Origin of the sequence: Sinomonas flava (assembly GCF_039531875.1) — a bacterium.
GTDB lineage: Bacteria > Actinomycetota > Actinomycetes > Actinomycetales > Micrococcaceae > Sinomonas > Sinomonas flava.
In genome coordinates, this window is record NZ_BAAAQW010000003.1 from 880,333 (window position 1) to 897,866 (window position 17,534).

15 protein-coding genes and 1 tRNA gene are annotated in these 17,534 nt (G+C 70.4%); 2 read left to right on the plus strand and 14 right to left on the minus strand.

The features are described 5' to 3' along the window. Nucleotides 1-166: 166 nt before the first annotated feature. Entirely contained in the window at nucleotides 167-1,360 is a 1,194-nt protein-coding gene (locus tag ABD298_RS06725; protein WP_344298853.1) for an acetyl-CoA C-acetyltransferase, read from the plus strand. 9 nt (nucleotides 1,361-1,369) lie between these two features. Continuing rightward, entirely contained in the window at nucleotides 1,370-1,864 is a 495-nt protein-coding gene (locus ABD298_RS06730) for an aminoacyl-tRNA deacylase (protein ID WP_344299067.1), read from the plus strand. A gap of 136 nt (nucleotides 1,865-2,000) precedes the next feature. On the opposite strand, the gene rplL is transcribed toward ABD298_RS06730, so the two are convergent. The 14 genes from rplL to ABD298_RS06800 all read right to left on the minus strand — a co-directional run bounded on the left by rplL (nucleotide 2,001) and on the right by ABD298_RS06800 (nucleotide 17,357). Continuing rightward, nucleotides 2,001-2,381 (minus strand): 50S ribosomal protein L7/L12, encoded by a 381-nt coding sequence (rplL, locus tag ABD298_RS06735; RefSeq protein WP_344298854.1) that lies wholly within the window; start codon nucleotides 2,379-2,381, stop codon nucleotides 2,001-2,003. 71 nt (nucleotides 2,382-2,452) lie between these two features. Continuing rightward, entirely contained in the window at nucleotides 2,453-3,034 is a 582-nt protein-coding gene (gene rplJ, locus ABD298_RS06740) for a 50S ribosomal protein L10 (protein WP_344298855.1), read from the minus strand. A 243-nt stretch (nucleotides 3,035-3,277) separates the two neighbouring features. Then, complete coding sequence (locus ABD298_RS06745; protein WP_344298856.1) at nucleotides 3,278-4,813, minus strand: ATP-dependent DNA ligase; 1,536 nt, start codon at nucleotides 4,811-4,813, stop codon at nucleotides 3,278-3,280. 126 nt (nucleotides 4,814-4,939) lie between these two features. Beyond that, nucleotides 4,940-6,190 carry an MFS transporter gene (locus ABD298_RS06750; RefSeq protein ID WP_425564334.1) on the minus strand — a complete coding sequence of 417 codons (1,251 nt, stop codon included), beginning with the start codon at nucleotides 6,188-6,190 and terminating at the stop codon, nucleotides 4,940-4,942. Nucleotides 6,191-6,205: 15 nt separating this feature from the next. Further along, nucleotides 6,206-6,961 (minus strand): respiratory nitrate reductase subunit gamma, encoded by a 756-nt coding sequence (gene narI, locus ABD298_RS06755; protein ID WP_344298857.1) that lies wholly within the window; start codon nucleotides 6,959-6,961, stop codon nucleotides 6,206-6,208. Beyond that, nucleotides 6,961-7,590 carry a nitrate reductase molybdenum cofactor assembly chaperone gene (gene narJ / locus ABD298_RS06760; RefSeq protein ID WP_344298858.1) on the minus strand — a complete coding sequence of 210 codons (630 nt, stop codon included), beginning with the start codon at nucleotides 7,588-7,590 and terminating at the stop codon, nucleotides 6,961-6,963. The genes narI and narJ overlap by 1 nt, the downstream gene beginning before the upstream one ends. Further along, nucleotides 7,587-9,314: a nitrate reductase subunit beta gene (narH, locus tag ABD298_RS06765; RefSeq protein WP_344298859.1), complete on the minus strand. Its 1,728-nt coding sequence runs from the start codon at nucleotides 9,312-9,314 to the stop codon at nucleotides 7,587-7,589. Before narH ends, narJ begins: the two co-directional genes overlap by 4 nt. Beyond that, the gene (locus tag ABD298_RS06770) at nucleotides 9,314-13,051 is read right to left on the minus strand and encodes a nitrate reductase subunit alpha (protein ID WP_344298860.1); all 3,738 of its coding nucleotides are present in this window, start codon (nucleotides 13,049-13,051) and stop codon (nucleotides 9,314-9,316) included. Before ABD298_RS06770 ends, narH begins: the two co-directional genes overlap by 1 nt. 68 nt (nucleotides 13,052-13,119) lie before the next feature. Further along, nucleotides 13,120-14,289: a hypothetical protein gene (locus tag ABD298_RS06775; protein ID WP_344298862.1), complete on the minus strand. Its 1,170-nt coding sequence runs from the start codon at nucleotides 14,287-14,289 to the stop codon at nucleotides 13,120-13,122. Between the two features lie 115 nt (nucleotides 14,290-14,404). Continuing rightward, nucleotides 14,405-15,112 (minus strand): 50S ribosomal protein L1, encoded by a 708-nt coding sequence (gene rplA, locus ABD298_RS06780; protein ID WP_208709984.1) that lies wholly within the window; start codon nucleotides 15,110-15,112, stop codon nucleotides 14,405-14,407. A 121-nt stretch (nucleotides 15,113-15,233) separates the two neighbouring features. After that, the gene (rplK, locus tag ABD298_RS06785; RefSeq protein WP_208713059.1) at nucleotides 15,234-15,665 is read right to left on the minus strand and encodes a 50S ribosomal protein L11; all 432 of its coding nucleotides are present in this window, start codon (nucleotides 15,663-15,665) and stop codon (nucleotides 15,234-15,236) included. A 163-nt stretch (nucleotides 15,666-15,828) separates the two neighbouring features. Continuing rightward, complete coding sequence (gene nusG / locus ABD298_RS06790; protein ID WP_344298863.1) at nucleotides 15,829-16,812, minus strand: transcription termination/antitermination protein NusG; 984 nt, start codon at nucleotides 16,810-16,812, stop codon at nucleotides 15,829-15,831. Nucleotides 16,813-16,919: 107 nt separating this feature from the next. Further along, nucleotides 16,920-17,186, minus strand: a complete 267-nt coding sequence (secE, locus tag ABD298_RS06795) for a preprotein translocase subunit SecE (RefSeq protein ID WP_208709988.1) — start codon at nucleotides 17,184-17,186, stop codon at nucleotides 16,920-16,922. 98 nt (nucleotides 17,187-17,284) lie between these two features. Then, nucleotides 17,285-17,357, minus strand: a tRNA-Trp gene (locus ABD298_RS06800). Between the last annotated feature and the right edge of the window lie 177 nt (nucleotides 17,358-17,534).

Sequence of the window (17,534 nt, forward strand, 5' to 3'; positions counted from 1 at the left end):
GCGGCCAAGGTCAAGTGCACCGTTCGGTGCCCGCCGGCCGCGCGGTTCGCTCCGTCGCACGCTGACCACTGTACACCCGCAGCTGCGCCGGTTTCAGGGTGTCCGGGCTGTGCGGTGGGGGCTTCCCCGGCTGTAGCCTTTCTCACAGAGAGCAAAGGAGAGAACCATGAGCGAAGGCACCAACGACGTTGTCATCCTGTCGGCCGTCCGCACCCCGCAGGGCCGCCTCAACGGGCAGCTCGTCTCGTTCACCGCGGTCGACCTCGGCACCCATGCCATCCACGCCGCGCTCGAGGCCAGCGGGGTCGGGGCCTCGGCGGTCGACGCCGTCATCATGGGCCAGGTCCTCCAGGCCGGGGCCGGCCAGAACCCGGCCCGGCAGAGCGCCATTGGCGCCGGGATCGGCTGGAACGTCCCCTGCGTCACCATCAACAAGGTCTGCCTCTCCGGCCTCACCGCGGTGATCGACGCCGCCCGGATGATCCGCGCCGGGGACGCGACCGTCGTCGTCGCCGGCGGCCAGGAGTCGATGTCCCGCGCCCCGCATCTGCTGCCCGGCTCACGCCAGGGCTGGACCTACGGGACGGTGGCGGCGCTCGATGTCGCCGCGCACGACGGCCTCACCGACGCCTTCGACGGCGAGTCCATGGGGCTCTCCACCGAGACCCGGAACCTGACGCTGGGGATCGACCGGAAGTCCCAGGACGAGGTCGCCGCAGCGTCCCATGTCCGCGCCGCGATCGCCCAGAAGGAGGGGGTCTTCGAGAAGGAGATCGCCCCCATCGAGGTCAAGCAGCGCAAGGGCGATCCCATCGTGATCGCCGAGGACGAGGGCGTGCGGCCCAACACATCCCTCGAGACCCTCGCCCCGCTGCGCCCCGCCTTCGCGACCGACGGCACCATCACGGCAGGCAACTCCTCGCCGCTCTCCGACGGCGCCGCGGCCCTCGTGCTGACGAGCCGTGCGTACGCCGAGGAGCACGGCCTCGAGTGGCTCGCCGTCGTGGGCAGGCCGGGGCAGGTGGCCGGGCCGGACAACTCGCTGCACTCGCAGCCTTCGCACGCGATCCAGAACGCGCTCTCCCGTGCGGGCTGGACGACCGCGGACCTGGACTTCATCGAGATCAACGAGGCCTTCGGGTCCGTCGCGGTGCAGTCGCTCAAGGATCTGGACTACCCGCTCGAGAAGTGCAACCTCCACGGCGGGGCGATCGCCCTCGGCCACCCGATCGGCGCCTCCGGCGCGCGCCTTGCGGGGCACGCCGCGCACGAGCTCGCCCGCCGCGGCTCGGGCCGCGCCGCCGTGTCACTGTGCGGCGGCGGAGGGCAGGGCGAAGCGCTCCTGCTCTACCGAGACTGAGTGGCGGCCGTGACGCACGACGGCGCCCCTCCGCCGGGCGCGGACGGCCACGCCCGCTTCCTGGCGGCCGCGCGGCAGCACGGGCTCGACGTCGAGGTTGCCGACCGAGGCCGCGCCCGCAGCCTCGAGGAGGCCGCGGCGAATCTGGGGATCTCGCCGCGGGAGGTCGTGAAGTCCCTCGTGGTGAAGCGGCCGGACGGGACGTTCCTCTTCGCCCTCATCCCGGGCGACCGGCAGATCTCCTGGCCCAAGCTGCGCGCGCTGCTGGGGGTGAACCGGCTCTCGATGCCCCCGGCCGACGTCGCGCTCGAGGCCACGGGGTACGAGCGCGGGACGATCACTCCCCTGGGGTCCACCACAGAATGGCCGGTCGTCGCCGACGCGGCAATCAGGGGCAGGGTCTCGATGGGCGCGGGGGCGCATGGGCGCAGCGCGTTCGTGGATGCCGACCAGCTTGTGCGGGCCTTGGATGCGACGGTCGCGGACATCAGCGACCCCCTCTGAGGCAACGGGGTGACCTCGCGCCCACACGGGGTGACCTCGGCACCACACGGGGTGACGTCGGCGAGGGCTGGGACGCGGAAGGGCCCCGCCGCCGACGGGAGTCGGCTGCGGGGCCCTGGCGCAGGAAGCGCGGAGCTTACTTGAGGGTGACCGTGGCGCCGGCGGCCTCGAGGACCTCCTTGGCCTTCTCGGCAGCCTCCTTGTTGGCGCCCTCGAGGACGGCCTTCGGAGCACCGTCGACGAGGTCCTTGGCCTCCTTGAGGCCGAGCGACGTGAGGGAGCGGACCTCCTTGATGACCGCGATCTTCTTGTCGCCAGCGGCCTCGAGGATGACGTCGAAGGAGTCCTTCTCCTCCTCGGCAGCGGCCTCGCCGGCACCGCCGGCCGGGCCGGCAACGGCCACGGCAGCAGCGGTGACCTCGAAGACCTCCTCGAACTTCTTCACGAACTCGGAGAGCTCGATGATGGTGAGCTCCTTGAAGGCCTCGATCAGCTCGTCCTGGGTGAGCTTCGCCATGGTTGGCGTCCTTTCGCTAGGTGGCGCCCGCCGTCAGGCGGCACGCCGGAGTATGGGGTGGGGGAAGAGGCTCAGGCCTCTTCGGCGGCCGCCTCGGGGGCCTCGGCCGGAGCCGCAGCCTCGTCGGAAGCCTCAGCAGCGGGAGCCTCGGCGGCAGCCGAAGCGCCACCCTCCTCCTCGAGCTTGAGACGCAGGGCGTCGATGATGCGTGCAGCCGCGGCCATGGGCGCCTTGAGGACGCCGGCAACCTTGGCGAGCTGCAGCTCGCGGGACTCCAGCGCCGCGAGAGCGGCAACCTCGCCGGCGTCGAGGGCCTTGCCCTCGAAGAAGCCCGTCTTGATGATGAGCTGCTTGTTGTCCTTGGCGAAGTCAGTCAGGCTCTTGGCGGCCGCAACGGCGTCACCCTTGATGAACGCGATCGCGGTCGGACCGGCAAGCTGGCCGTCGAATGCCTCGACGCCAGCCTCCTTCGCGGCGATGGCGGTCAGGGAGTTCTTGACGACCGAGAACTTGTTCTCAGTGCCGAGCGAACGACGCAGCTGCTTGAGCTGGGCGACGGTGAGCCCGCGGTATTCGGTCAGGACCGCAGCGTTCGACTCCTGGAAATCCTTGGTGATCTCCTCGACAGCTGCCACCTTGGTAGGCGTTGCCATAACCCTCCTTCCGGGGAATTGACGCCGGAGGGGGCGGTCCGCAACACGGAAAACGCCCCGCGCAGATGCACAGGGCGTTGGAGTCTCGGCCGGGGCCGGGAGCGTTTCGCTCGGTTCACCTGCGCAGGCCGCCCCTGTCGGGGACCTTCGATGGGTGCCGTGCCCCGCCTTTCGGCACACGACAGCCAACGACCGGCGGTCTTTGGTCCTTCCACTGTACTGGACGCCGCCCAGCGCTCCAAATCAGCGCAGCAGGGTCCGCAGCGCCTGGATCGTGTCGGCATCGTCGGGGCGCTTGTCGTCGCGGTACCGCTTGACCCGCGCGAATCGGAGCGCGATGCCTCCCGGGTAGCGGGGCGAGCGCTGTACGCCGTCGATGGCGATCTCGACCACGGTGATGGGCTCGAGGTAGACCGTGTGCGCGTCGCGGCTGGCCTCGAGCGTGGGGAAGTGCTCGGTCTGCCAGCGCAGGAGGTCGTCGGTGAGGCCCTTGAACGTCTTCCCGACCATCACGAATCCGCCCGGTTCGCCGAACTCCCCCGCCGGGTCGTACGCGCCGAGGTGGAGGTTGGAGAGCCAGCCGCGCCGGCGGCCGCTGCCCCATTCGGCGGCGAGGACGACGAGGTCATAGGTGTGGACCGGCTTGACCTTGATCCAGCTCGAGCCGCGGCGCCCGGCAGCGTACGGCGAGCCGATCGCCTTGACCACGACGCCCTCGTGGCCCTCCGCGAGCGCCTCACGGGAAATCCGCTCCGCGGCCTCGGGATCGTCGGTCACCTCGCCGGGAATGACATGGTCCGGCGCGAGCGTCGCGAGCTCGGCCCGGCGCACGGCGAGCGGCTCGTCGAGGAGGTCCCTCCCGTCGATGTGGAGCACGTCGAAGAACCAGGGCCGCAGCACGGTTTCGCGCGCCTGCTCCGCGCCGAATCGGGACATGGTCTCCTGGAACGGCCGCGGCGCCCCGCCCTCGTCGAGGGTGAGCGTCTCGCCGTCGAGGATGACGTCACGCACAGGCATGCCCTGCACCACCGCGACCACCTCGGGCACACGGTGGGTGATATCGGCCAGGCTGCGGGTGAAGACCCGCACGTCGTCGCCGGCGCGGTGGACCTGGATCCGGGCGCCGTCGAGCTTGAACTCCACCGACGCCTCCCCAGTGGAGGTCAGTGCCTCGGCCGCGGTCTTCGCCGAGGCGGCGAGCATCGGCAGGACCGGGCGCCCGACGACGAGCCCGACACCCGTCAGGTCCTCCTCGGTCCCGGCGAGGGCGATCCGCGCAGTCTCGCCGAGATCGCCCGAGAGCATCGCCGCGCGCCGCACGAGCGCGATGGGCCGGCCGCTTGCCGCTGCGACCGCATCGGCGAGCACGCCCTCGAGGGCTCCCGTGCGCATCTCCCCCAGCAGGACCCCGATGGCGAACCGCTGCTCGCGCTCTGTCGCCCGGCGCAGGAAGCCGCCCAGGAGGTCGGTCCGCGCCGCCGCGGACCCTGCCCCTGACGTGCTGGCCAGCCGGTCGAGCAGCTCGTCGAAGTCGCGGACCGTGAGCGACGGCGCCTCGGCGGCTGGGGTGGCGTCCCGCACCTGCGCGAGCCCCCGCCAGCCGACTCCCACCCGGCCCTGCCGCGGCTTCGCGACGAGCATCCCGACGGCGGTGGCGACCTCCGACGGCGACTCGTCGGCGACCCGGCGCAGCAGCTGCGCGAGCGCCTCGACCTTGGCCAGCCGCGACCGGGTGGACGTGACCGCCTCCGCGGTGGCGACGAGCTCGTCGAGCAGCATGGGGCCCAGTCTCGCACCCGGGGCGGTCCTGGCGGTACAGGGCTCGCGCGACTGTGGCGCGCACGACGCCGGGTGGGCCGCACCCGCGGGCCGCCCACGCGGCGTCGTGCGCGGGTGGGGGCCGGGTCAGGCCCGTGCCCCGGCCGGCGAGGCCGAGGCCTGCCTGCGGGCCATGAGGAGCGTCAGGACAAGGGCGACGATCGCGGTCCCGGCCAGGAGCAGGAGCCCGATCGCGTACGAGCGCTCTGCGGCGTTGTAGGTGGCGCCCATGATCAGTGGCGGGAAGTAGCCGCCTAGGCCGCCCGCGGCGCTCACCACGCCCGTCACGGCGCCGACCATCCCCGCCGGCGAGCGCCGGCCGACCCACGCGAACACGCCCCCCGTGCCCAGACCGAGGGCTGCGGCCATCGCGAGGAAGGTCGCGCCCGTCGCGACCTCGCCGGAGGGCTGCAGGTTCACGATGAACGCGAGCACGGCCACCCCGGCCAGGGCGACGGCGACGACCGGCTTGGGGCCGAGCCGGTCCGCGATGATCCCGCCGATGGGCCGTGCCACGACTGCGGCGAGCGCGAAGCCCGCGGTGCGGGTCCCGGCATCGGTGAGGTTGAAGTCGTAGATGTCCCGCAGGTACGTGGGCAGGTAGGTGCTGAAGGAGACGAACCCGCCGAACACGACCGCGTAGAGGAAGCACAGCTGCCACGTCACAGGCAGCTTCGCGGCTTGGACGAGCTTGCCGAATGTCCCCGCGCCGGCGGGCCTCCACGTCGGCGACTCGCGCATCGCGAAGTGCACCATCAGGCCCGTCACGACGAGCAGCACCGCGATCGCGATGTGCGTGGGCCAGTACCCGATCCAGCCGACGAGGCGCGGGGTGAGGAATGCGGAGAGGGCCGTGCCGCCCATTCCCATGCCGAAGATGCCGGTGGCGAAGCCCTGCCGGGAGGCCGGATACCAGGCCGCGGAGAACGGGATGCCGGCCGTGAAGACCGTGCCGCCGACCCCGAGGAAGAACCCGAACAGCAGCATGAGCCCGAAGGACTTGAGGCTCCCCGCGAGCGCCACGAGCACGACGAGGGGGGCGGTGGCGAACAGGATCCAGGTCAGCAGCCGGCGGCCGCCGAACCGGTCCGTGAGGACGCCGACGGCGATGCGGCCGAGGGATCCGACCAGGACCGGCATCGCGACGAGGAGGCCGGTCTGGGCGGCGTTGAGGCCCATGTCCTTCGCGTAGAACGTTCCGAGCGGGGCGATCACGGTCCACCCCCAGAACCCTACGACCGAGGCGAGGGTCGCGAGGGTCAGGTTGCGGGGCGCGCCGGGTCTCGCAGCGTCCGGGTCGGACTGGCCGGTGCGGGCGGGCTCAGGTGCGGTGCTCACAGTCGTTGTCCCCTCTCAGCGGGCGCGGTCGCGGTCCCGGGCGCCGGTCCGCTCCCAGCCGCGCTGGGGCGCGCGGCTCCCGGGCGCGGGCCCGACGTCGCGCGAGCGGTACACGATGTACGGGCGGAACAGGTAGTGGAACGGCGCGGTGAAGGCGTGGACGAGGCGCGTGAAGGGCCACATCGCGAAGAGGACCATGCCCACGACCGTGTGCCACTTGAACTCGAACGGCGCGGCGGCCATGGCGGCGACGTCCGGCTGGAAGACGAACAGCGACCGGAACCAGGGGCTCACGGTCTCGCGGTAGTCGTAGGCGTGGGGGTTCGGGGACACGGTGCTCACGAGGGTGGTCCAGACCCCGAGCGCGATCGCGCCCACGAGGAAGATGTACATCGCCTTGTCATTCTTGGTGGTGGCCATGAACACCGGGCCGGTGCGGCGGCGCCGGTACACGAGCAGCACGATGCCCAGCAGCGTGCACACGCCGGCGATGAGCCCCACCGACAGGGCCAGGAAGTGGTACAGCTCCTGCGTCACCCCGAGCGCCTCGGTCCACGCCTTGGGGATGACGAGACCCACGAAATGGCCCGCGATGACGAAGACCAGCCCGAAGTGGAACAGGGGCGAGGCGATGCGCAGGAGCCGGGACTCGTACAGCTGCGAGGACCGGGTGGTCCAGCCGAACTGGTCGTAGCGGTAGCGCCAGATGCTCCCGCCGATGAGGAGCACCACCATCAGGTAGGGGGCCACGCCCCACAGCAGGACGTCCATCAGAGGTTCCCTTCCTGGGCCATGGGGAGCAGCCTGGGGTCGTACGGGTCGAGCCCGACCGCCTCGCGCGGGGGCCCGGCGAGCGCCATGGCCTCGGCCCGGCTCGTCGGAGACGCCCCGGGGAGGGACCGGCACACGGCCTCGAGCACGGACGCGTACGGCGAGCGAGCATCGGCGAGGGCCATCCTCAGGAGCTCGAGGCTCGCGCGGTACTCCGCCAGGAGCGCCCGGCCAGAGCGGTAGTCCGCGCGGGCCGTGAACTCGAGGACGAGGGGAAGGTAGTCCGGCAGCTCGCCGTCGAGGTCCACGAGCCAGCCGGAATCGCGGTAGCGCCGCTTGAACGAGCCAAGGACCTCTCCCCTGCGCCTCGTGTCGCCGTCGGTCCAGTAGGAGAGGTAGAGGGCGTGCTTGCGGGACATGTCGAACGTCTCGACGTAGCAGCGGCGGGCGGCCTCGGCGGCGTCGTCCGCGATCTGGGCCGCGGCCGACTCGAGGAGCCGCGGCAGCGGGCCCCGCTGCTCGGCGAGGGCCGCGAGCACGAGCCCGAGACCGTCGCGCCAGCGTTCGTCGGGGTACTCGAGGAGGCGCGCCGCGGCGGCGTAGAGGACCGCATGCTCGTGGCGTCTCATGACCCCGGGCCCTTCTCCCCCGGCGCGCCGTTCCCCTCCGGGAAGAGGCCCTCGGGCACGCCCCGGCCGTCCCAGTTGAGGAGGTTCACGCGGCCGCGCAGCGACCCGGGCTGGGACTCCCCCTCTGTGGTCTGGCGGTCCTTGAGTGCGTGGAACGTCTCGACGGCGACCGGCACGGGGCGCCCGCTGGCCTCGCCGAACGCGTCCGAGGGATACATCCCCGGACCCTCGTCGAAGTCGAGGGCGCAGCCGAGCTCCTCGAGGTTGTGCGCCTCCTCGACGTGGGCCTTGGGGATGACGTACCGCTCGCTGTACTTGGCGATCGCCATGAGGCGGTACATCTCCTGGACGTCCGCGCCCTCCATGCCGACGCTCGCCGCGATCGACTCGTCCGCGCCCGTGCCGAGGGAGATCCCGCGCATGTATGCGCGCATCGCCGCGAGCCGGCGCAGCACGCGGTCGACGACGGCCGTGTCGCCCGCCGTGAACAGCTCCGCGAGGTACTCGCGCGGGATGCGCAGGGCCTCGATGGCACCGAACAGGGTCCCGGCGTCCTCGGCGTCGTGCCCCTGGTCGGACAGGAGGTCGATGACGGGCGAGAGCGGCGGCACATACCAGACCATCGGCATGGTCCGGTACTCCGGATGCAGCGGGAGGGCGACCTCGTAGACCTTCGCGAGCTTGTAGACCGGCGAGCGCCGGGCCGCGTCGAGCCAGTCCTCTGGGATGCCGTCCCGCCGCGCGGCGGCGATGACCTCCGGGTCGTCGGGGTCCAGCATGAGGTCGAGCTGTGCGCGGTAGAGGTCCTTCTCGTCCGGCACGGACGCCGCGGCGGTGACGGCATCGGCGTCGTACAGGAAGATGCCCAGGTACCGCAGCCGGCCCACGCACGTCTCCGAGCACACCGTCGGGAGCCCGATCTCCACCCGCGGGTAGCAGAAGGTGCACTTCTCGGCCTTGCCGCTCTTGTGGTTGAAGTAGATCTTCTTGTACGGGCAGCCCGTGATGCACTGGCGCCAGCCGCGGCAGCGGTCCTGGTCGACGAGCACGATCCCGTCCTCGCTGCGCTTGTAGATCGCGCCCGAGGGGCATGAGGCCATGCACGAGGGGTTGAGGCAGTGCTCGCAGATGCGCGGCAGGTAGAACATGAACGTCTTCTCGAACTCGAAGCGGATCTTCTCCTCCGCCTCGGCCCGCTGCTCCTGCGCCCTCTCCTGCTGCGCCTTCTCCTGCTCGCGCAGCTTCGCCACGATCGGGTCCTGCAGCCCATGCTCAGCCGACCCGCCCAGGTTGTCGTCCCAGTTGGCGCTCCAGGTGACCTTCATGTCCTCACCGGTGATGAGGGACTTCGGGCGGGCCACGGGGAAGTCGTCGCCGAGCGGCGCCTCCACCAGGTTCCTGTAGTCGTAGGTCCAGGGCTCGTAGTAGTCCTTGAGCTCGGGCTGGACGGGGCTGGCGAAGATGCCCAGGAGCTTCTTGACCCGGCCGCCGCCCTTGAGTCGGAGCCGGCCGCGCTTGTTCAGCTCCCAGCCGCCGCGCCAGCGCTCCTGGTCCTCGTACTGGCGGGGGTAGCCCTGGCCGGGGCGCGTCTCGACGTTGTTGAACCACACGTACTCGACCCCGGCGCGGTTGGTCCAGGCCTGCTTGCAGGTCACCGAGCACGTGTGGCACCCGATGCACTTGTCCAGGTTCATCACCATGCCCACTTGGGCCATGACCCTCATCAGTACTGCACCTCCTGGGAACGCCTGCGGATGGTGGCCACCATGTCTCGCTGGTTCCCCGTGGGGCCCAGGTAGTTGAACGCGTACGCGAGCTGCGCGTACCCGCCGATGAGGTGGGTCGGCTTGACGAGCAGCCGGGTCGCTGAGTTGTGGATGCCCCCGCGGCGGCCGGTCGCCTCTGACTTCGGGACATCGATCGTGCGCTCCTGCGCGTGGTGGACGTACACGACGCCGGCCGGCATGCGGTGGCTCACGATCGCCCGCCCCACGAACACGCCGTTGGCGTTCACGCACTCGATCCAGTCGTTGTCCTTCACGCCGATCGCCTCCGCGTCCTCGCGGCTCATCCAGCACGTGGGGCCGCCGCGGGAGAGCGAGAGCATGAACAGGTTGTCCTGGTACTCGGAGTGGATGGACCACTTGTTGTGGGGGGTGAGGTACCGGACGGTGATCTCGAGGCCGTCGCCGCCGAGCCTCGGCTCGCCGAACAGCCGGTTCATGTCCAGCGGCGGCCGGTACAGCGGCAGGGCCTCCCCCAGGTCCCGCATCCAGTCGTGGTCCAGGAAGAAGTGCATGCGCCCCGTGAGCGTGTGCCACGGCTTGAGCCGCTCGACGTTGATGGTGAACGGCGCGTACCGCCGGCCGCCGGTCTCCGAGCCGGACCACTCCGGCGAGGTGATGACGGGGACGGGCGCAACCTGCGTGTCGGCGAACCGGATCGTCTTCTCCTCGGACCCTTCGGCGAGGTCGGCGAGCCGCCGGCCCGTGCGCACCTCGAGGTCCTTGAAGCCCTGCACCGCCAGCTCGCCGTTCGTGGTCCCGGAGAAGGCGAGGATGGCCTCGGCGAGCTTGGCGTCGGTGTCGATCGCCGGCAGGCCCGCGGCCGGCCCGTGGGACATCACCCCGTTGCTGCCGGCCAGCCGGTCGAGGGTGTGCCCGAGCCGGTAGGTGACGTTCTTGACCGTGAAGCCCTTCTCGCGTGCCAGCGGCCCGACGGCGGCGAGCTTGTCCGCGATCGCCGTGTAGTCGCGCTCAACGACCGTGAAGACGGGCATGGTCTTGCCCGGCACAGCGGGCACGTCGCCGTCGCGCCAGTCGCGCACGACGCCGCCGGGCTGGGCCAGCTGCCCCGGCGTGTCATGCTGCAGGGGCACCGAGACGAGGTCCCGTCTGACCCCGAGGTGTTTGCGGGCGAGCATCGAGAACTCGCGGGCGAGCCCGTGGAACATCTCGAAGTCGCTCCGGGCCTCCCACGGGGGATCGATCGCGGGCGTGAACGCGTGGACGTACGGGTGCATGTCGGTCGATGAGAGGTCGTACTTCTCGTACCAGGTCGCGGCCGGGAACACGATGTCGGAGAGCAGGGTCGTGCTCGTCATGCGGAAGTCCGCGGACATGAGCAGATCGAGCTTGCCCTCGGGCGTCTCCTCGTGCCACGCGACGTCGCGCGGGCGCGGCATCCCGGGCTCTGCCGCAGTCCCCATCACGTTGTTGTGGGTACCGAGCAGGTTCTTGAGGAAGTACTCGTTGCCCTTCGCGGAGGAGCCCATGAGGTTGGAGCGCCACAGCACGAGGGTCCGGGGCCAGTTCTGCTCGGCGTCGACGTCGTCGATCGCGGGCTTCAGCGTGCCTTGCTTGAGCTGTGCCGCCACGTACTCGGCCTCGCTGGCAGCGGCACCCGACGCGACGGCGTCGTGCGCCTCATCCGCGACCGCGAGCGGGCTGCGGTCGAACTGCGGGTAGAACGGCATCCATCCGAGCCGTGCCGACTGCGCGATCGCGTCGGCCGTGTGCATGCCGTCGAGGTGGCCCTCCGCCAGCGGGGAGGCGAGCGAGGCCGCCGAGTACCCGTCGTTGCGCCACTGTCCGGTGTGCATGTACCAGTACGAGGTCCCGGTCATGGTGCGCGGCGGCCGGCTCCAGTCGAGGGCGTTCGCGAGCGAGACCCACCCGGTGATGGGGCGGGTCTTCTCCTGGCCCACGTAGTGCGCCCAGCCGCCGCCGTTGCGGCCCATGGAGCCGGTGAGGAGCAGGAGGGCGAGGATCGAGCGGTAGGTCGCGTCGCCGTGGAACCACTGGCAGATTCCCGCGCCCATGATGACCATCGAGCGTCCCTGGGACTCCTCGGCGTTGCGGGCGAACTCCCGCGCGATCCGGATGCACTGGGACGCCGGGACTGAGGTGATGGCCTCCTGCCAGGCGGGAGTGTAGGGGCTGGACGCGTCGTCGTACCCCGCAGGCCACTCCCCGGGCAGGCCCGGCCGCGCCACGCCGTATTGGGCCATCATCAGGTCGAACACGGTGGTCACGGTGCGTCCCCCCAGCTCGCGCACCGGGACCCCGCGCGTCAGTACCGACCCCGACCCGTCTGGGGCCTCGAAGCAGGGCAGGAGGACTTCGGCCGTGCCGCCCTCGGGATCACCGTGGAGGCTCAGGCGCGGCACGACGTCGCCGAGGTCAAGGTTCCACTTGCCCTCGCCGGAGTCGCTGTAGCGGAAGCCGATCGAACCATTGGGCACCACGGGCTGGCCGGTCGCGTCGTCGAGGAGCACGGTCTTCCACTTCGCATCCTCGGTGCCGTCCTGGCCGCCCTGGTCCTGGCCGTCGGGGAGGTCCGCGGCGGTGAGGAACTTTCCCGGCACCAGCCCCGCGCCGTCGGGCCCCTGCACGAGCGTGATGAGGAACGGGAGGTCGGTGTACCGGCGCGCGTAGTCGGTGAAGAAGCCGACCTGCCGGTCGCGGAAGAACTCGGTGAGCAGCACGTGGCCCATGGCCATGGCCAGGGCCGCATCGGTGCCCGCCTGCGCGGGCATCCACTCGTCGGCGAACTTCGTGTTGTCCGCGTAGTCGGGGCTCACCACGACCACCTTCGTGCCGCGGTAGCGCACCTCGGCCATCCAGTGCGCGTCCGGGGTCCGGGTCACCGGGACGTTCGAGCCCCACATGACCAGGTAGGTGGAGTCCCACCAGTCGCCGGACTCGGGGACGTCCGTCTGGTCCCCGAACACCTGTGGACTGGCCACGGGGAGGTCCGCGTACCAGTCGTAGAAGCTCGTCATGACGCCGCCGATGAGCTGGACGAAGCGTGTCCCGACGCAGTGGCTCACCATCGACATCGCGGGGATCGGCGAGAAACCCGCGCACCGGTCGGGCCCGTACGTGCGGATTGTGTGGACGTGGGCGGCCGCCGCCATCTCGGTGGCCTCGTTCCAGCTGGCCCGCACGAGGCCGCCCTTGCCGCGGGCCTGGTGGTAGCGGCGCCGCCGCTCCGGGTCCGACACGACGTCGGCCCAGGCCTCGACGGGGTCCCCCAGGCGCTGCTTCGCCTCCCGGTACATCTCCAGCAGCACGCCGCGCACGTACGGGTAGCGCACACGCGTGGGCGAATAGGTGTACCACGAGAAGGCCGCACCGCGGGGGCAGCCCCGGGGCTCGTACTCGGGACGGTCCGGGCCCACCGAGGGATAGTCGGTCTGCTGCGACTCCCACGTGATGATGCCGTCCTTCACGTACACCTTCCACGAGCACGAGCCCGTGCAGTTCACGCCATGGGTCGAGCGGACCACTTTGTCGTGGCTCCACCGGTCCCGGTAGAACACATCCCCTGCGCGCCCGCCCTCGCGGAACACAGCGCGCCCATCATCGGTCTCGTCCCAGCGGGTGAAGAAGCGACCCATCGCGAGCATCGCGTCGGATGCGCTTCCGTCCAGCCCGGGGCGGATTGGTCCGGCAGCCATGGCCACACTCTAGGAAGCGGGTCAGACCGGCGTGAAGGACCAAGGACCCTAGCGAAGGAAAATCTGCGCTAATCGGATGCCGGATTTGGATCGGTCACGCGACTGTCCTCGACAGCGGCCGCGACATTCCTTGTGAAGAGCACAAGCCATGAGAGAATGACGCCCGCCACGACGAGCTCCATGGCCGTCATGTTGTAGTACGCGAGGGGCCACCAGATGAGCACGGAGAGCACCGCCGCCCCCAGCATCACGTACCCAGCGGCGTAGAACGTCCGGCCCAGCCCGGGCAGCCACGCGGGCGCGCGCAGGACGAGGAACGTGTAGACGGCCGTCATCGCCGTCGCGAGTGTGTTGTGGAGCGGCATGAAGACGTCCACCGGAATCAGTCCGGCGCCCGCGAGGAGGACCCCGAGGAGCACGAGGCTGGCGAGGAGCGCGCGCTCGCGTGTGGGGCCCAGAGACGAGCGGGCCCGGCGCCTGTAGAGGTCCAGCGACCTCAGGTCGCGGGTCATGTACTCCGCCAGGAGCGTGATGACGGCGCCGGCCGTGACGAGCGTGGCATTGAACGTGAGCGAGACCCCGTAGTCGGCGGCCCCGAGCACGCTGAAGTTCACTTCCCACCAGTCGGTGCGGTTGGTGGTGACCATCGAGGTCAGCACGCCCGCCGCCAGGAAGGTCGCGAGGAGGTTGGACAGGGCGTAGCTGTCCATCCGAGAGCCGGACTGGTGCGACGAGTAGCCGGCGAGACCACCTGCCACCGCCGTCAGGAGCGAGGCGGCGAAGGCGTCCAGCGTCAAGCCGGTGAACGCGCGCTGGAAGATCTGGAAACTCGCCCACGTCACCATGAACGCGATCGCTGCGTGCGCGAAGGACAGCGCCACGAGCCCGAGGAGCCGGCGCCAGAGCGGCCGTTCCGCGAGCCAGCGGCGCTCCGGGTCGGCATAGGAGCGCCGGTAGGCCACCGGGAAGGACACCAGTGCCGCGGCCCCGGCCACGATCGCTGCGACGTCGCCGACCCCGTTGTCTCCCGACAGCGCCGGCCTGCGCCCGGCGAAGGCGGCGAGCGCCACCGCCACACCCACGACGGCGGCCGTCCCCGCAGCGAAGAGCGCGTGGGCTTCCGCCGTGGTCGCCGGGCCCGCGACGCGGCGGGGCGCGGCGGCGTTGCGGCGCTCCGGGCCGGCGACGCGGCGCGGCATGTCGGCGCTGCGCTGGCCGGCCTCGGGGTCCCGGCTCATGGAAGCCTCCTCATGGGCGCCAGTCTAGTGGCGGGCGGCATGCTTCCCCGGGGAACGCGAGAGCCCCCTCCCTGCTCGGGGAGGGGGCTCTCAGTGTCGAGGCGCCGTGGGCCGATCAGCCCTCGAGGATCACCTTGGTCGCGTTCGGGTCGACCGGGACACCCGGGCCGAACGTCGTGGCGACGGTGGCCTTCTGGATGTAGCGGCCCTTCGACGCGGACGGCTTGAGGCGGAGGATCTCCTCAAGGGCGGCCGCGTAGTTCTCGGCCAGCTGGCGGGCGTCGAACGAGCTCTTGCCGATGATGAAGTGCAGGTTCGAGTGCTTGTCGACGCGGAAGTCGATCTTGCCGCCCTTGATGTCCGTCACGGCCTTCGCGACGTCCGGGGTCACCGTGCCGGTCTTCGGGTTCGGCATGAGGTTGCGGGGGCCGAGGATCTTGCCGAGGCGGCCGACCTTGCCCATGAGCTCCGGGGTGGCCACGGCGGCGTCGAAGTCCGTCCAGCCGCCCTGGATGCGCTCGATGAGGTCGTCCGAGCCGACGATGTCGGCGCCGGCGGCCTCAGCGGCCGCGGCCTTGTCACCGGTCGCGAACACGACGACGCGGGCGGTCTTGCCGGTGCCGTGCGGGAGGTTGACGGTGCCGCGGACCATCTGGTCCGCCTTGCGGGGGTCGACGCCGAGGCGGAACGCGACCTCAACGGTGGCGTCCGCCTTCGACGAGCTGATCTCCTTGGCGAGGGCGACGCCCTCGGCCGGGCTGTACAGCTTGCCGGCCTCAATCTTGGCGGCTGCTGCCTCGTATGCCTTGCTGCGCTTTGCCATGCTGCTCTTGATCTCCTTGTGCAGGTGTGGTCGTTGTGGGCCGCGCTAGGCCCTGCCACGGACTTCTCAGGTGGGGCAAAGGCCCCGGTGGTTGCGGAGCCGAAACCCCGGTCAGGAGGGACTAGCCCTCGACGGTGATGCCCATCGAGCGGGCCGTGCCCGCGATGATCTTCTTCGCGGCCTCGACGTCGTTCGCGTTGAGGTCCTCGAGCTTGGTCTTGGCGATCTCCTCGACCTGCGCGTCGGTGAGCTTGGCGACCTTGACGGTGTGCGGCGTGGCCGAGCCCTTGCCGACGCCCGCAGCCTTCTTGATCAGCTCAGCGGCCGGCGGGGTCTTGGTGATGAACGTGAACGAGCGGTCCTCGTAGACCGTGATCTCGACCGGGATGACGTTGCCACGCTGGGATTCCGTCGCGGCGTTGTACGCCTTGCAGAACTCCATGATGTTGACACCGTGCTGGCCAAGCGCGGGACCGATCGGCGGGGCCGGGTTGGCGGCGCCTGCCTGGATCTGCAGCTTGATGAGGCCGGTGACCTTCTTCTTGGGAGCCAATGTAGGGTCCTTCTCTTCTTCTGGTTCCCGGTGCAGCAGGAGCGCCGCACCGGTGGTGACTGCCATGGCCAGGCAGTCCGCCGCCCCGGGGCCGGAAAGGCGTCCGGCCCCGGGGCGAAATCTTCAGTTGTCCTGCCCCGCGCTGGGCTGCGCGGGCAGGGCCCTAGATCTTCGAGACCTGGTTGAACGCGAGGGTTACCGGGGTCTCGCGCTCGAAGATCGAGACGAGCACCACGAGGGTCTGCGACTCCGGCTTGATCTCCGAGATCGTCGCGGGGAGGGTCTCGAAGGGGCCCTCCTTGACGATGACGGACTCGCCGACCTCGAAGTCGACCGCGACCGGCGCGGAGGGAACCCGCTGGCCGGCCTTGCCCGCCGCCTTGGCCTCGGCGGCCTGCTCCTGCTCGAACACAGGCGCGAGCATCGAGAAGACCTCGTCGAGCGTCAGCGGGACCGGGTTGTGGGCGTTGCCCACGAAGCCGGTGACACCCGGGGTGTGGCGTACGGCGCCCCACGAGGCGTCGGTGAGGTCCATGCGCACGAGCACGTAGCCCGGGATGCGCACGCGGTTGACCACCTTGCGCTGGGCGTTCTTGATCTCGACGACTTCCTCCATCGGGACCTGGATCTCGAAGATGTAGTCTTCCATGTCCAGCGTCTGGATGCGGGTCTCGAGGTTGGCCTTCACGCGGTTCTCGTAGCCTGCGTACGAGTGGATGACGTACCAGTCGCCCGGCTGGCGGCGCAGCTTGGCGCGGAACTCCTCGGCAGCCTTGGCTGCGGCCTCGGCGGGGTCGACCGGCGCTTCCGGCTCGGCGGCCTCTTCGGCCTCGGCCTCGTCAGCCTCGACCTCATCGGACTCGGTTTCGTCGGTGCCCTCGGTGGCCAGCTCGTCCTCGGTCTCGATGTGGACGCCCGGCGCGCCGAACGCCTCGGCGGCGACAGCCTCGTCGTCGTCCGTCTCGGCCTCAGCCGACGCCTCGTCGTCCGTCTCAGCCTCAGCCTCAGCCGAAGCCTCGTCCTCAAAGGTGGCCTCGTCCTCGGGGGCGGCAGGGGCAGCCGCGGAGTCGGCGGCATCGGAGAAGGCCGGCTCGAAGGCCGTCTCCTCGTGCTCGGTTCCGCGATCCTCGAGCTCGTGCTCAGACACTTAGTCTCCTGCTTTCCTCATCTGCGACTTAAATGCGTCATCCGCACACCCCGGTCCGGGGTGCCGGATCTCGTTCCAGCACCCGGGCCACGGTCTGCGGACCCGGCCTACCTGTCAGTGGGCGACGTCCCGTCGAAGACCCAGCCGACACCGATCCCGAAGAGGAAGTCCAGGACGGAGACGACGACCATCATGACGACGACGAACCCCAGCACCATCAGGGTGTAGTTGAGCAGCTCCTGGCGCGTCGGCGTGACGACCTTGCGGAGTTCGCCGATGACCTGTCGGAGGAAGAGGGCAATGCGGCCGAAGAAGCCGAGCTTCCTGGCCTGCTTGGGGCGGCCCGCCGAGCTGCTCGCAGCTGTTTCGGTCACCGATTCCTCGCTTACTCCCTTATCGCCCGCAGGACATCCCCGCCGGATCCGTTCTGTGGGTGCTGGAAAAGCCCGGACCAGCCGGGCTATTCCTTGCGCAGGGTAGACAGGACTCGAACCTGCAACCTGCGGTTTTGGAGACCGCTGCGCTACCAATTGCGCCACTACCCTATGGCGGTTCACCGCCTCGACGGCGGAATCACCGTGGACCACCATACCAAGCTTCCGGGCTCGGACGCGCATCGTCCGCGGAAGGCAGGTGGCCCTAGGAGTTCCAGCGCCGAGGATCAAGTCTACGCATATTCCGGGCCGGCGTCGAACTCGCCCCGCCACGCGCGCGGCGCGAGA

Excerpts from the sequence above, each read along its gene's own strand:
- rplA (WP_208709984.1), bottom strand. The coding sequence starts at position 15,112 with ATGGCAAAGCGCAGCAAGGCATACGAGGCAGCAGCCGCCAAGATTGAG.
- ABD298_RS06725 (WP_344298853.1), top strand. The coding sequence starts at position 167 with ATGAGCGAAGGCACCAACGACGTTGTCATCCTGTCGGCCGTCCGCACC.
- ABD298_RS06775 (WP_344298862.1), bottom strand. The coding sequence starts at position 14,289 with ATGAGCCGGGACCCCGAGGCCGGCCAGCGCAGCGCCGACATGCCGCGC.
- narH (WP_344298859.1), bottom strand. The coding sequence starts at position 9,314 with ATGAGGGTCATGGCCCAAGTGGGCATGGTGATGAACCTGGACAAGTGC.
- ABD298_RS06770 (WP_344298860.1), bottom strand. The coding sequence starts at position 13,051 with ATGGCTGCCGGACCAATCCGCCCCGGGCTGGACGGAAGCGCATCCGAC.
- narJ (WP_344298858.1), bottom strand. The coding sequence starts at position 7,590 with ATGAGACGCCACGAGCATGCGGTCCTCTACGCCGCCGCGGCGCGCCTC.
- rplL (WP_344298854.1), bottom strand. The coding sequence starts at position 2,381 with ATGGCGAAGCTCACCCAGGACGAGCTGATCGAGGCCTTCAAGGAGCTC.
- ABD298_RS06745 (WP_344298856.1), bottom strand. The coding sequence starts at position 4,813 with ATGCTGCTCGACGAGCTCGTCGCCACCGCGGAGGCGGTCACGTCCACC.
- rplJ (WP_344298855.1), bottom strand. The coding sequence starts at position 3,034 with ATGGCAACGCCTACCAAGGTGGCAGCTGTCGAGGAGATCACCAAGGAT.
- narI (WP_344298857.1), bottom strand. The coding sequence starts at position 6,961 with ATGGACGTCCTGCTGTGGGGCGTGGCCCCCTACCTGATGGTGGTGCTC.